Source organism: Flavobacterium sp. R1_16, from assembly GCF_057652095.1.
Genome location: NZ_JBYFCG010000006.1, coordinates 96,116 through 109,309, shown reverse-complemented (window position 1 = coordinate 109,309; position 13,194 = coordinate 96,116). Strand labels below are relative to the sequence as shown.

The following is a 13,194-nucleotide window of genomic DNA, read 5'->3' as shown; positions in this document are numbered from 1 at the left end:
TATTAGTTTGGGAATTCATTATCAGCCCACAATTGAATCATATTGATGGTAGCTTGAGGTAATTTTCCACCCTCTGGCATAACTGCTCCACAAGAGCCATTGATTCGGCATAGAAGCTCACCATCTGCTGTAGCATCTACTACTTCTTCGTATGTAGTCAAGTTTGGAAACTCCTTGCCATCATAATGACATGTGGTGCATCTAGCAGACATCACAGGTTGTATGTTTTTTGAATAGGTTGGGTTAGTAACCACCGCTTCAATGTCTTGATAGGTAGTCGAGTCACAAGAGGTTACAACAGTAGCACCAACAAAACAGATAATTGCTATAAAAGGTATAGCTATCGATACAATTTTTATTTTTTTCATTTTCATTTTTTTATGTTAAAAAACTCTGTACATGTTAAATCCAAAATAGATTCCTCCACCATTCCAATCTCCAGTAGTATTACTAAATAAAGAAGCATCATTCATTTGTTGGCTATTAGAGAACACTAATTGAAAGACGTGACCTCCTGTTTCAATATCTAGACCAACTGTAAGTGGATTAGTGTAGGGCGAGTTGAATTCTTCTGGTAAATTTAATTGTCCGGCATATTCTAAATTTAAACTTAATCGTTTGGTAAGTTTATATCTTCCTCCAGCACCTAGCAGAAGTAAATCTTTTTGATCATAAATACCATCATATAAATTTTTGTGAACCCATATTGGCGCCAATTGAAAAGAAAAAGATTCTGAAAATTTTCTTGAAACTAATAATTGAGTTGTATAGGCTAGTCGGTTTTTAAATTCTAATCCCGGCAAGGTTTCGTCTTTTTTTAACGCAGTATTAATGTCTGCAGTATTGTAGCCAACTATAGTCAATGGAAATCCATCTACTTCTTGATTGGCTAGTTTATACTTAACCGCCATTTCATAGGTTTTGTTGTAAGTATGTCTAGAAGCGCCCAATGACAACCAGTTAGTAACACCATAGATTCCGCCTATTTTGGTTAAGGCATTATCTAGTCCGAAAAAGTTGTTTATTCCTTCAGTTAAATCCCCAAATCGATGTGAAACAAGAAAATAGAATTCCCCCTTCACAGGTAGTTTTGTAGATTGCATATTACAAATTTGCAATCCTTTAAAGGCCGCCATTTCAATCTCTTTGTCTTTGGGTTTTATGCTGTCTAATTGGTTTAACAAATCATCTTGAGCCGAGACTTGAGCTACTATGAAAAAGATAAATAGGCAGGATAAGATTTTGTTGACTTTCATTTATTTTAATTTTTAATTACTAAACATTGATCTAATTTTAATTCTTGCATCAAATCGTCATAACCAACTACTCTACCTTTTATGGTGATTTTTTGACCTTTTTTAACAGTAGTATCGGCAGTCTTTAAATTGCAAACAATTGAATTATCTATTATTATCTGAGTACCGTTCATATCTGAAATGGTTCCAGTAATAGCTACAGCTTTTTCTATATATTTTTTGTTTGATGCGTCAATATTCTGAATAAACTCATTTGTTATCTCTTTTGAAGAAAGAGTAAAACTAGCCTCTTCGCTTCTCAAGTCTCTTCCACCGCCGTGCATAACATAATTATAACCAGCAAATCCAATTAGTAAAATTAGTACTAACGAAGTGACAATAACTATAGCCTTTTTTTTCATGTTAACTATTCTACAATTATCTTTTTAACTACTTTGTCTTCTTTACTAGAAATTTCCATAAAGTAAATTCCTTTCGATAGTTCCGATACATCTATTGTGTTGTCTGTATCAAAACGTTCAGCATCTATCTCTTTTAACATCTTTGCATTAGTATCAAAGATTTTGATTTTAGAGATTTGAAGTACCCTGTTTTTTGAAATAGTAAAAATGCCGCTAGAAGGATTAAGATACACTTCGATATCATTAATAGATTTAAAATCTTCTGTTCCAAGTGTAGTAAATGAGACTGCTTTTGTTCCAAATGTTGAATGTTCACTCGTTGGATTTGTAACGTTAGACTGTCCGTATGCCCATATAATATTTAAAGAATTTGAAGCATAGTTAAAAGTGTAGTCTTTTGTATCACCAGTATTAAAAGGTCTTGTAAAAACAACAGTTCTTGTTGTGCCACTAACGGTATTAGAAACTAGCGTCAAATTATTGGTAGTATCTGTTGTTGCAGCATTATGTCCACCAGGTAGTGACTGATCTAAAAGCGCAGTGGAGTAGGTAAGACAATCTGTGTTACTTGACATTGAAGTTGCATTAAGACCAACAGAAAACCATCTTGTTGAAGGTCCTACCATTGTGATGGTCGCCTGAGAAGTCGCTTGATTCAAATCAATTTTGATTGACATAACGTTTGTTCCTGTATGTAATGACACTACACCAGATGTTTTTGTTTGAGCAAATGATGTATACATCACCGTCATAAGAGCAAGAAGTAGGTAAGATTTTTTCATTTTGGGTTATTTATTTAAAAGGATTATTAATTCGGTGTTTTTATTAAAAGTAGCAAAGTCAATTGCAGTTTTACCGTCACTATCTTTCAATGATTTGTCTGCTCCAGAGTCAATTAAAATCTTGGCGATATCATTTTTGTTGAAAAACACAGCATAAATCAACGCTGTTTTTCCTTGAGAATCCGTTTGATTTAAATCAGCTTTTACAGCTATTAAATTTTTAATGATTTCAATATTCCCTGACATTACCGCAGCCATTAAAGCGGTTCCCATACCTGAATTGTAATTAACATTTTTTACTTTGTGAGCTAAAAATAGAGCAACATCCACGTTACCCCTGTAACAAGCTAGTAATAATGGACTTGATTTTCTATCATCTACAGTATTTATCAAGTCAGGATTCTGTTTGTAAAGAGCCTCGATCTCAGCTAAAGTTCCTTTTCGTGCTATGTCAAAAACAGTCATGCTTTGAGAAAAGCTATGTCCAATATTTAAAAAAAACAGTATTATTAGAATATAAAATCTCATTACCTCATTAGTTAGGTTAAGTAATATGTTTGGACAAAAAGGATATTTAAACTAAAGTTGTGATGAACTTAAAAGGTTGTATATCGCTATTTGCAGTTAAAACATTTTAAATAATTAATTACCCTACCTCTTTTTTAAATAATTGTAGAAATTTTAAAATGCACAAGTTGTATCAAAGTTTATGGGACAAACATTTCTTTATTTTAAAGGCTTTGAGAAGATATAATTCTAGACGAAATACATTTGGAAAGCAAACGGTTCAACGGGCTTGATTAATTTTGTTTTTATTGATAATACTGTTTAAACTTCAAAATCAAATGCCTAAATTTGCACTTCAATAAATTAAAAAAGTATGTTCAATAATTTAAGCGATAAATTAGATAAAGCTTTTCATATCCTGAAAGGTCATGGGAAAATTACTGAGGTGAACGTAGCAGATACTTTAAAAGAAGTGCGCCGTGCTTTACTAGATGCCGATGTTAATTTTAAAATTGCTAAAGAATTTACAACCAAAGTAAAAGAGAAAGCGATTGGGGAAAATGTGTTAACAACACTCCAACCTGGACAACTTTTAGTAAAAATTGTTAAAGATGAATTAACCGAATTGATGGGAGGAGATGTTTCGGGCATCAATCTTTCGGGGAATCCAACAGTAATACTGATGTCAGGATTACAAGGTTCTGGTAAAACTACCTTTTCAGGAAAATTAGCTAATTTTCTTAAAACCAAGAAAAATAAAAAACCGCTATTAGTAGCTTGTGATGTGTATCGTCCTGCAGCAATCAATCAATTGCATGTTGTTGGAGATCAAATAGGAGTCGAGGTCTATTCTGAATTAGGCAACAACAATCCTGTCGAAATCGCTATTAATGCTGTAAAATATGCTAAAGATAAGGGATACAATGTAGTTATAGTCGATACAGCAGGTCGTTTGGCAGTTGACGAGGAAATGATGACGGAAATAGCCAATGTTCATAAAGCGATTCAACCTCAAGAGACTTTATTTGTGGTAGATTCCATGACGGGACAAGATGCTGTAAATACTGCTAAAGCGTTTAATGACCGATTAAATTTTGATGGTGTTATCCTAACAAAATTAGACGGTGATACTCGTGGTGGTGCAGCACTATCCATTAAATCTGTTGTTGACAAGCCAATTAAGTTTGTTGGAACGGGAGAAAAAATGGAAGCTATAGATGTGTTCTATCCTTCTCGTATGGCAGAGCGTATCTTGGGCATGGGTGATGTTATCTCATTAGTAGAAAGAGCTCAAGAGCAATTTAACGAAGAAGAAGCTAGAAAAATTCAGAAGAAAATTGCCAAAAACGAATTTGGTTTTGATGATTTCCTAACCCAAATTCAACAAGTAAAGAAAATGGGTAATATGAAAGATTTGGTAGGAATGATTCCCGGCGCTTCCAAAGCAATGAAAGATGTCGAGATAGAAGATGATGCTTTCAAACATATCGAAGCCATAATATATTCGATGACACCCAAGGAAAGAAGCAAACCTTCAATAATCGATGTAAAAAGAAAAACCAGAATTGCCAAAGGCTCGGGCAGAAAGATTGAAGAAGTCAATCAATTGATGAAGCAATTTGACCAAATGAGCAAAATGATGAAAATGATGCAAGGCCCTGGTGGTAAGAATATGATGAAAATGATGGCAGGAATGAAAGGTGGATTGCCAGGAATGAGATAAATCGGAAAAGGTTCAAAGTTTCAAAAGTAAATGAAATTCTGAACCTTTTATTTTACGACAACAACAACTTTTTTAAATAAAACCATGCAACTACTAGACGGAAAAAAAACAGCGGAAGACATCAAAAGTGAAATAGCAGCTGAAGTACAAAAAATGAAAAACAATGGGGAGAAAGTACCTCATTTGGCAGCTGTAATCGTTGGGAATGATGGAGCTAGCCTAACCTATGTTGGTAGTAAAGTAAGATCGTGCCAACAAATAGGGTTTGAATCTACCTTGGTCGTTTTGCCTGAAGATACTACAGAGATAGAATTATTGGATAAGATTAAAGAATTGAATGAAAATGAAGACATCGATGGATTTATCGTTCAATTGCCTTTGCCTAAACACATAGATGAGCAAAAGATTTTATTAGCTATTAATTCGGATAAGGATGTAGACGGCTTTCATCCGACTAATTTCGGAAAAATGGCTTTGGATATGGAAAGCTTTATTCCAGCAACACCTTTTGGAATCCTGCAACTATTAGAACGTTACAAAATTGAAACCCAAGGAAAACATACTGTAATAATAGGTAGAAGTCATATCGTTGGTCGACCTATGAGTATACTAATGGGGAGAAAAGGGTATCCAGGAAATGCTACAGTTACCTTGACACACAGTCACACGAAAAACATAGAAAGCTACACCAAGGAGGCAGATATAATTATTACAGCCCTTGGAGTTCCTAATTACTTGAAAGCCGATATGGTTAAAGAAGGTGTAGTGGTAATAGATGTAGGAATAACAAGGATGGCTGACGATACAAATCCCAAAGGATATGTTATCACTGGTGATGTAGATTTCGAAAATGTTAGTAAAAAAGCCTCCTACATTACTCCCGTTCCAGGTGGAGTTGGACCAATGACTATAGCAATGTTATTGAAAAATACACTTCTGGCAAGAGAAAAAAGAAAATAAGTAAGCAAGGACAATCAAATTGAGATTGTCCTTCTTAATTTCAAGTATACTGAGGTAATTTTTTCCTTCGGATAATTGTATGTAAATTTGCAAACTCCTATTTAATAGTTTAGAGCAAATGCAAACCCGCGAAGTGAAGAAAGTAGCTTTTTATACCTTAGGTTGTAAACTGAATTTTTCAGAGACCTCTACTATTGCTCGAAATTTTCAAGATGAAGGTTTTGAAAGAGTCGATTTTGAAGAAGTTGCCGACATGTATGTTATTAATACTTGTTCGGTAACTGAAAATGCCGACAAACAATTCAAGCAAATTGTAAAAAAAGCCATGAAACTCAATGACAAGGCTTTTGTTGCTGCTGTAGGCTGTTATGCACAATTGAAACCCGAAGAATTAGCGGCTGTAGACGGTGTTGATTTAGTTCTTGGAGCTACCGAGAAATTCAAGATTACCGATTACATCAATGATTTGTCCAAAAATGATATGGGCGAAGTGCATTCCTGCGAGATTGCTGAAGCCGATTTTTATGTAGGGAGCTATTCTATTGGCGATAGAACTCGTGCTTTTTTAAAAGTGCAAGACGGTTGCGATTACAAATGTACCTATTGTACCATTCCTCTGGCGCGTGGAATTTCTCGAAGTGATGCTTTAGAAAACGTTTTAAAAAATGCTTATGAAATTTCGAAGCAAAATATAAAAGAAATTGTGCTCACAGGTGTCAATATTGGAGATTACGGAAAAGGAGAGTTTGGCAACAAAAAACATGAACATACTTTCTTAGAATTAGTTCAGGCATTGGATGAAGTAGAAGGAATTGAAAGATTGAGAATTTCTTCCATTGAACCCAACTTACTGAAAAATGAAACTATAGAATTTGTTTCTAAAAGCCGAACTTTTGTACCGCATTTCCATATTCCTTTGCAGTCTGGAAGTAATGAAATTTTAGGAAAAATGAAGCGCCGCTATCAGCGTGAAGTGTATACCGATCGAGTGAATAAAATTCGCGAAGTGATGCCTCATGCCTGTATTGGAGTTGATGTTATCGTAGGATTTCCTGGGGAAACGGATGAGCATTTTTTAGAAACCTACCATTTTTTGAACGAAATGGATATTTCTTACCTACACGTTTTTACCTATTCTGAACGCGATAATACTGAGGCAGCCCAAATGGAGGGTGTTGTTCCTATGAATGTTAGAAATAAAAGAAGTAAAATGCTTCGCGGTTTATCTGTAAAGAAACGCCGAGCTTTCTACGAATCTCAAATAGGAACCAAGAGAACGGTCTTGTTTGAAAGCGAAAATAAAGAAGGCTACATTCACGGGTTTACCGAAAATTATGTTAAAGTAAAAACACCTTGGAATCCTGAACTAGTCAATACATTACACGAAATTCAGTTAACAAAAATTGATGAAGACGGCAGTGTTCGAATGGAGTTCTTGAATGTGGGCGTAGAATAAAAACAAAAATTCCACAAATTTGTTCAAATTAAATTTGTGGAATTAGTGTTAGTTTTTTTGGAGGATTAAATTTTAATTCCTGGAGGTAACAAATCTTTATAGATTGGATTTTTTCTAAAAAATAAAGCAATTCTAGGTAAAATTGGTACTACTTTTAGTTTGCGTTCGTAGGCAATCTCCATGATATTCTTCAATAAATTGGTAATAAAAACATCATCATCAAAACCTTCAAAAGCAGTAATTCGAGTCAAAAATATTTTCTTTTCCTGAAAGGAATATTCCACAGAAATTAGTTTACCATCTACCAAAGTTTCAAATTGTCGAGCAAAGGTGTTGTCTTTTATTTCAATTTTCTCTAAAAATACGGTCTCTTCCATAATCAAGTAAAATAAAAAGGATTATTTTTACGCAAAGTTACTATTATTTAACGAGTTTAGAGTCATAAAATGTCTAAAATTCCAGTTTATTTTATGCCAGGTTTAGCGGCAAGCCCTGCTATATTCGAAAGAATTTCACTTTCTTCAACTGAATTTGAAATGGTGCTCTTAGAATGGGAAATCCCCATAGGTAATGAATCTTTACCTGAATATGCCAAGCGAATTTCAGCAAAAATAAAACATAAAAATCCAGTTTTAATAGGGGTTTCTTTTGGTGGTATTTTGGTTCAAGAAATGGCACAATGGATCGAGACGAGAAAAGTAATTATCATTTCGAGTGTGAAAAGCAATATAGAATTTCCTAGAAGAATGAAAATTGCAAAAACCACAAAAGCTTATAAGTTGATTCCAATGGATTTACTAATAAATATTGAAAGCTTAGCTAAGTTTTCGTTTGGAGACAAGATTACTCAAAGACTTAAATTGTATGAAAAGTTTTTGTCAGTTAGAGACAAACGCTATTTGGATTGGGCAATTGAGCAAGTGATTTTATGGGATAGAACCGTTGTATATGAAAAAGTAATTCATATACATGGCGACGCAGATGAGGTTTTCCCAATAAAATACATCAAAAAGTGTATTGTTCTAAAAGGAGGAACACACATTATGATTTTAAATAAATTTAGATGGTTGAATGAAAATTTACCCAAAATAATTCTTAATGAGTACCATTAAAATGGTTTGATTTTTGTAGGTTTACAGTACAACTAAAAAGAAAAAGAAAATGAACTGGATAAAAAAAACAGCACTAATAGTTTCGATAGTTTTAGTCAGCGGATTACTAATTTACGCTACTTCAACAGAGTCAAAAAATAAAATCACCCGAGAGGGTACTGCGCGATATTTTCCAACGAGTATTGATTTTGCTGGCGAGAAAGCCCCATTACAAATCACAGATGTTAGAGAACGTCTAGACAGAGAATTATTGATTAATGCCAATCTTGATGCTACTACTTTGTTAATTATTAAAAGAGCCAATCGTGCTTTTCCTATTATTGAGCCAATTTTAGCCAAATATAACGTTCCAGATGATTTTAAATATCTTGCCGTAATAGAAAGTGGACTGGTAAATGCAGTTTCTCCTGCAGGGGCGAGAGGTGTTTGGCAATTTATGCCGCAAACGGCCAAAGAAAATGGTATGGAGGTCAATGAGATAGTTGACGAGCGCTACCATTTAGAAAAATCGACCGAAGCTGCTTGTAAGTATTTATTAGACGCCAAAGCTAAGTTTGGTTCTTGGACTTTAGCCGCGGCTTCCTACAATGGAGGAATGACTGGTGTTAACAAACAAATTGAAATGCAAAAAGTAACTAATTATTATGATTTGTTGCTCAACGATGAAACCTCACGCTATGTTTTCAGAATATTGGCGTTAAAAGAAATCATGAAAAGCCCTGATAAATATGGATTTTCAGTAAATACAGACGAATTGTACGTTAATTTGCCTAGCAAAAAAATAGAAATTGATAGTTCTATAAATGATTTAGCTTCTTTTGCAAAATCACAAGGAATTAATTATAAGATTCTAAAAATTCACAATCCTTGGTTGAGAGATAAAAAGTTAGTAAACCTTTCTAGAAAAAAATATCAAATTGAAATACCGTTAAGCGGATATTAAAGTAGCAACTAGGTTGGTTCAGATAATTTATTCAAGACTTTAACTCAAAACAAAAAGCACTTTTTTTAATTGTATGGGAACTGTATCTGAATACTACATTTTCTTCATCTGCTCTTTCATCATTGCGATTTGTTCCTTCAACATACCTTGTTTGTCAAGCTTTTTAGCTTCGTTTAGCAGGTTAGTAGCCTCTAGTTTTCGTCTTCTTGTTAAAGCAACTCCAGCCAAATTCAGTTTGCAAACAGCCATGTCCATGTCCATTGATAAACCCAATTCAACAGCTTTCTTAAAATATTTTTCAGCCTGAATCAAATTAGTTTGTGAAAGCATGATTCCGTGTAAATAGTTCAAGTAACCTTGTTGTTTTCTTACCAAAGCACTCTCTGGATTTTTGATGTAAGCCAACCATTTTTGAGCACCAGCAAAATCTTGTTTTCTTAGTTTAAGGAAAGCTAATAGTATAAATTCGTTTTTATAGTACAGAAAAATAGGAATAGCAGACAATAAAATTAGGAAAATTCCATTGCCAATATTGCTTTCTGTTATCTGCCAAATGCCAGTAACTATAATAAGTCCGGCCAATAGTAGTTTAATAATTTTAGGAAACATAGTATGTGTTTTAATGAGAGCGCAAAGATAGTAAAAGGAATTTAAAATATTTTTATAAAACTACTTGCTAGAAAAAAAAGACTTTGTATATTTGCACTCGGTTTTAGAAACTCATCCTCTGAAACTATTTATGGGAATTAAACACAGATTTTAAAGATACAAAGCAATGAGCAAAAGAACGTTTCAACCATCGAAAAGAAAAAGAAGAAATAAGCACGGATTTATGGACAGAATGGCTTCTGCAAATGGAAGAAAAGTGCTTGCTCGTAGAAGAGCTAAAGGGAGACATAAATTAACTGTTTCTAGCGAACCTAGACACAAAAAATAATGTCTATCTAGTATATACATAAAGGCGTTACTTTTACTAGTATCGCCTTTTTTTATTCTCGATTGTTAAAAAAAATCTAGGTTCATAAGGTTATGTTACAGAACTAACTTTAAATCTAACACACAAACTAAAATACAACAACTACTCAACACAATAACTACACTACAATGCCAAAAGACAACTCCATTAAATCGGTTTTAATAATAGGATCTGGGCCAATCGTCATAGGACAGGCTTGCGAATTTGATTATGCTGGTTCACAAGCTGCACGCTCCATTCGTGAGGAAGGAATTGAAGTGATTTTAATCAACTCTAATCCTGCAACCATCATGACCGACCCATCTATGGCGGATCATGTCTATTTAAAACCGCTCACTACAAAATCGATTATTGAAATTCTAAAAGCGCATCCACAAATTGATGCTGTTTTACCCACAATGGGAGGGCAAACCGCATTGAACTTGTGTTTGGAAGCCGATGAAAAAGGAATTTGGGCTGATTTTGGAGTGAAATTAATAGGTGTAGATATTAATGCAATAAACATCACCGAAGATAGAGAACAATTCAAACAACTACTTGAAAAAATTCAGGTGCCTACAGCTCCCGCTAAAACGGCTACTTCATTTTTAAAAGGAAAGGAGATTGCCCAAGAGTTTGGTTTTCCCTTAGTTATTCGTCCTTCGTTTACTCTCGGCGGTACAGGTGCTGCTTTTGTACACAAAAAAGAAGATTTCGACGATTTACTCACCAGAGGTTTAGAGGCTTCGCCTATTCATGAGGTGCTAATTGATAAAGCACTATTGGGTTGGAAAGAGTACGAATTAGAATTGTTGAGAGATAAAAATGACAATGTGGTCATTATCTGCTCTATCGAAAATATGGACCCAATGGGAATACATACTGGTGATTCTATAACAGTGGCTCCAGCAATGACTTTATCCGATACTACATTCCAAAAAATGCGTGATATGGCTATCTTGATGATGCGTTCTATTGGGAATTTTGCTGGTGGATGTAACGTACAGTTTGCCGTTTCGCCTGATGAAAAAGAAGATATCGTTGCGATAGAAATCAATCCTCGTGTGTCTCGTTCTTCGGCACTAGCTTCAAAAGCTACTGGTTATCCTATTGCAAAGATTGCTTCAAAATTGGCATTAGGGTATAATCTAGATGAGTTACAGAATCAAATTACCAAATCAACTTCGGCACTATTCGAACCGACTTTAGATTATGTGATTGTAAAAATACCACGTTGGAACTTCGATAAGTTTGAAGGAGCCGACAGAACATTAGGACTTCAAATGAAATCGGTAGGCGAAGTAATGGGAATTGGACGCTCGTTTCAAGAAGCCTTACACAAAGCCACTCAATCGCTAGAAATCAAACGAAATGGGCTAGGGGCAGACGGTAAGGGTTACAGAAATTACGAACAGATTATTGACAAACTCACTCATGCCAGTTGGGATCGTGTTTTTGTGATTTATGATGCAATTGCAATGGGAATTCCCTTAAGCAGCATTCACGAAATTACTAAAATCGACATGTGGTTCTTGAAACAATATGAAGAATTGTATACTTTAGAACGTGAAATTTCCAATTATACAGTGGAGACTTTGCCTAAAGATTTGTTATTAGAAGCCAAGCAGAAAGGTTTTGCCGACAGACAAATAGCTCATATGATGAATTGTCTTGAAAGTCAGGTACACAAGCTTCGTGAAGACAAAAACATCAATAGAGTATATAAATTAGTAGATACCTGTGCGGCAGAATTTAAGGCGCTAACACCTTATTACTATTCTACTTTTGAAGCTGAAATTGAAACCGCAACGGGAGAGCGTTATGTACATAATGAAAGTGTTGTGACCAACAAAGAAAAAGTAATTGTTTTAGGCTCAGGACCCAACCGTATAGGGCAGGGAATTGAGTTCGATTATTCTTGTGTTCATGGGGTATTAGCTGCCAAAGAGTGTGGTTACGAAACCATTATGATTAACTGTAATCCTGAAACTGTTTCCACTGATTTTGATACAGCCGACAAATTGTATTTTGAACCTGTTTTCTGGGAACATATTTATGATATTATTCGCCACGAAAAACCAATAGGAGTTATTGTACAACTAGGTGGTCAAACGGCATTGAAAATTGCAGAAAAATTGTCTAAATATGGCATAAAAATCATAGGAACTAGTTTTGAAGCTTTGGATTTGGCAGAAGATAGAGGCCGATTCTCAGAGTTGTTGACTGAACTGAAAATTCCTTTTCCAAAATTTGGAATTGCCGAAACAGCTGATGAGGCGTCCATCTTGGCAGATACTTTAGATTTCCCTTTGTTGATTCGCCCTTCGTATGTATTGGGAGGACAAGGAATGAAAATTGTAATTAACAAACAAGAATTAGAGGAGCATGTTATTAGCTTGCTAAAATCGATTCCTGGTAATAAGTTGCTTTTAGACCATTATTTGGATGGTGCTATTGAGGCAGAAGCCGATGCGATTTGCGATGGCGAAAATGTCTACATCATAGGTATCATGGAACACATTGAACCATGCGGAATTCATTCTGGGGATAGTAATGCGACCTTACCACCATTTAATTTGGGGCCTTTTGTAATGCAACAAATTAAAGACCATACTAAGAAAATTGCTTTGGCATTGAGAACGGTTGGTTTAATCAACATTCAGTTTGCAATAAAAGACGATATTGTGTACATTATTGAAGCTAATCCAAGAGCTTCAAGAACGGTACCCTTCATTGCGAAAGCTTATGGAGAGCCGTATGTAAATTATGCAACAAAAGTGATGTTAGGTCATAATAAGGTTACCGATTTTAAGTTTAATCCCCAATTGAAAGGGTTTGCCATCAAACAACCTGTTTTTTCTTTTAGTAAATTTCATAATGTGAACAAGGCTCTTGGGCCTGAAATGAAATCGACGGGCGAAAGTATTTTGTTTATTGATGATTTAAAAGACGACCAGTTTTATGAGTTGTATTCGAGACGTAAAATGTATTTGAGTAAATAATATTGGCATTATGTTATATAAAAAGTCCCGAGGTATCGGGACTTTTTGTTTGTGGCGTCAGATTACAAATTCTCTTTAGGGATTAGTCAGTTGATTT

The 13,194-nt window shown here is 34.7% G+C and carries 14 protein-coding genes; 7 read left to right on the top strand and 7 right to left on the bottom strand.

The window, feature by feature from the left end:
- Positions 1 to 2: 2 nt before the first annotated feature.
- From AC23L6_RS10960 to AC23L6_RS10940, 5 genes are read right to left on the bottom strand one after another with little or no spacing between them, the layout of a single operon-like run.
- Positions 3 to 368 (bottom strand): hypothetical protein, encoded by a 366-nt coding sequence (locus AC23L6_RS10960; RefSeq protein ID WP_487562377.1) that lies wholly within the window; start codon positions 366 to 368, stop codon positions 3 to 5.
- Between the two features lie 15 nt (positions 369 to 383).
- The gene (locus tag AC23L6_RS10955) at positions 384 to 1,256 is read right to left on the bottom strand and encodes a DUF5777 family beta-barrel protein (RefSeq protein WP_487562378.1); all 873 of its coding nucleotides are present in this window, start codon (positions 1,254 to 1,256) and stop codon (positions 384 to 386) included.
- 5 nt (positions 1,257 to 1,261) lie between these two features.
- Positions 1,262 to 1,657, bottom strand: coding sequence for an OB-fold protein (locus AC23L6_RS10950; RefSeq protein WP_487562379.1), 396 nt, complete (start codon positions 1,655 to 1,657; stop codon positions 1,262 to 1,264).
- 5 nt (positions 1,658 to 1,662) lie between these two features.
- Positions 1,663 to 2,439, bottom strand: a complete 777-nt coding sequence (locus tag AC23L6_RS10945) for a T9SS type A sorting domain-containing protein (protein ID WP_487562380.1) — start codon at positions 2,437 to 2,439, stop codon at positions 1,663 to 1,665.
- A 6-nt stretch (positions 2,440 to 2,445) separates the two neighbouring features.
- Entirely contained in the window at positions 2,446 to 2,904 is a 459-nt protein-coding gene (locus AC23L6_RS10940) for an ankyrin repeat domain-containing protein (RefSeq protein ID WP_487562381.1), read from the bottom strand.
- A 415-nt stretch (positions 2,905 to 3,319) separates the two neighbouring features.
- Here AC23L6_RS10940 and ffh point away from each other — a divergent pair, with 415 nt between their 5' ends.
- The 3 genes from ffh (at position 3,320) to mtaB (ending at position 7,085) form a co-directional block, all read left to right on the top strand.
- Positions 3,320 to 4,669, top strand: coding sequence for a signal recognition particle protein (gene ffh / locus AC23L6_RS10935; protein WP_487562382.1), 1,350 nt, complete (start codon positions 3,320 to 3,322; stop codon positions 4,667 to 4,669).
- 84 nt (positions 4,670 to 4,753) lie between these two features.
- Positions 4,754 to 5,629 carry a bifunctional 5,10-methylenetetrahydrofolate dehydrogenase/5,10-methenyltetrahydrofolate cyclohydrolase gene (locus tag AC23L6_RS10930; protein WP_487562383.1) on the top strand — a complete coding sequence of 292 codons (876 nt, stop codon included), beginning with the start codon at positions 4,754 to 4,756 and terminating at the stop codon, positions 5,627 to 5,629.
- Between the two features lie 118 nt (positions 5,630 to 5,747).
- Complete coding sequence (gene mtaB / locus AC23L6_RS10925) at positions 5,748 to 7,085, top strand: tRNA (N(6)-L-threonylcarbamoyladenosine(37)-C(2))-methylthiotransferase MtaB (RefSeq protein ID WP_487562384.1); 1,338 nt, start codon at positions 5,748 to 5,750, stop codon at positions 7,083 to 7,085.
- A gap of 65 nt (positions 7,086 to 7,150) precedes the next feature.
- Here mtaB and AC23L6_RS10920 read toward each other — a convergent pair whose 3' ends face one another.
- Positions 7,151 to 7,462, bottom strand: a complete 312-nt coding sequence (locus AC23L6_RS10920) for a GNAT family N-acetyltransferase (RefSeq protein WP_487562386.1) — start codon at positions 7,460 to 7,462, stop codon at positions 7,151 to 7,153.
- A gap of 69 nt (positions 7,463 to 7,531) precedes the next feature.
- On the opposite strand from AC23L6_RS10920, the gene AC23L6_RS10915 reads away from it, so the two are divergent.
- Both AC23L6_RS10915 and AC23L6_RS10910 read left to right on the top strand, forming a co-directional pair.
- On the top strand, positions 7,532 to 8,197 hold the full coding sequence (locus AC23L6_RS10915) for an alpha/beta hydrolase (protein WP_487562387.1): 666 nt from the start codon (positions 7,532 to 7,534) through the stop codon (positions 8,195 to 8,197).
- A gap of 49 nt (positions 8,198 to 8,246) precedes the next feature.
- Entirely contained in the window at positions 8,247 to 9,140 is an 894-nt protein-coding gene (locus AC23L6_RS10910) for a lytic transglycosylase domain-containing protein (protein ID WP_487562388.1), read from the top strand.
- A 93-nt stretch (positions 9,141 to 9,233) separates the two neighbouring features.
- Here the strand turns inward: AC23L6_RS10910 and AC23L6_RS10905 are convergent, their stop codons facing one another.
- Positions 9,234 to 9,749 carry a DUF2892 domain-containing protein gene (locus AC23L6_RS10905; protein WP_487562389.1) on the bottom strand — a complete coding sequence of 172 codons (516 nt, stop codon included), beginning with the start codon at positions 9,747 to 9,749 and terminating at the stop codon, positions 9,234 to 9,236.
- A gap of 166 nt (positions 9,750 to 9,915) precedes the next feature.
- Here AC23L6_RS10905 and rpmH point away from each other — a divergent pair, with 166 nt between their 5' ends.
- Both rpmH and carB read left to right on the top strand, forming a co-directional pair.
- Positions 9,916 to 10,077: a 50S ribosomal protein L34 gene (gene rpmH / locus AC23L6_RS10900; protein ID WP_008464848.1), complete on the top strand. Its 162-nt coding sequence runs from the start codon at positions 9,916 to 9,918 to the stop codon at positions 10,075 to 10,077.
- Positions 10,078 to 10,244: 167 nt separating this feature from the next.
- A complete protein-coding gene (gene carB / locus AC23L6_RS10895; RefSeq protein WP_487562391.1) occupies positions 10,245 to 13,097 on the top strand; it encodes a carbamoyl-phosphate synthase large subunit in 2,853 nt (950 codons plus the stop codon).
- Positions 13,098 to 13,194: the final 97 nt, after the last annotated feature.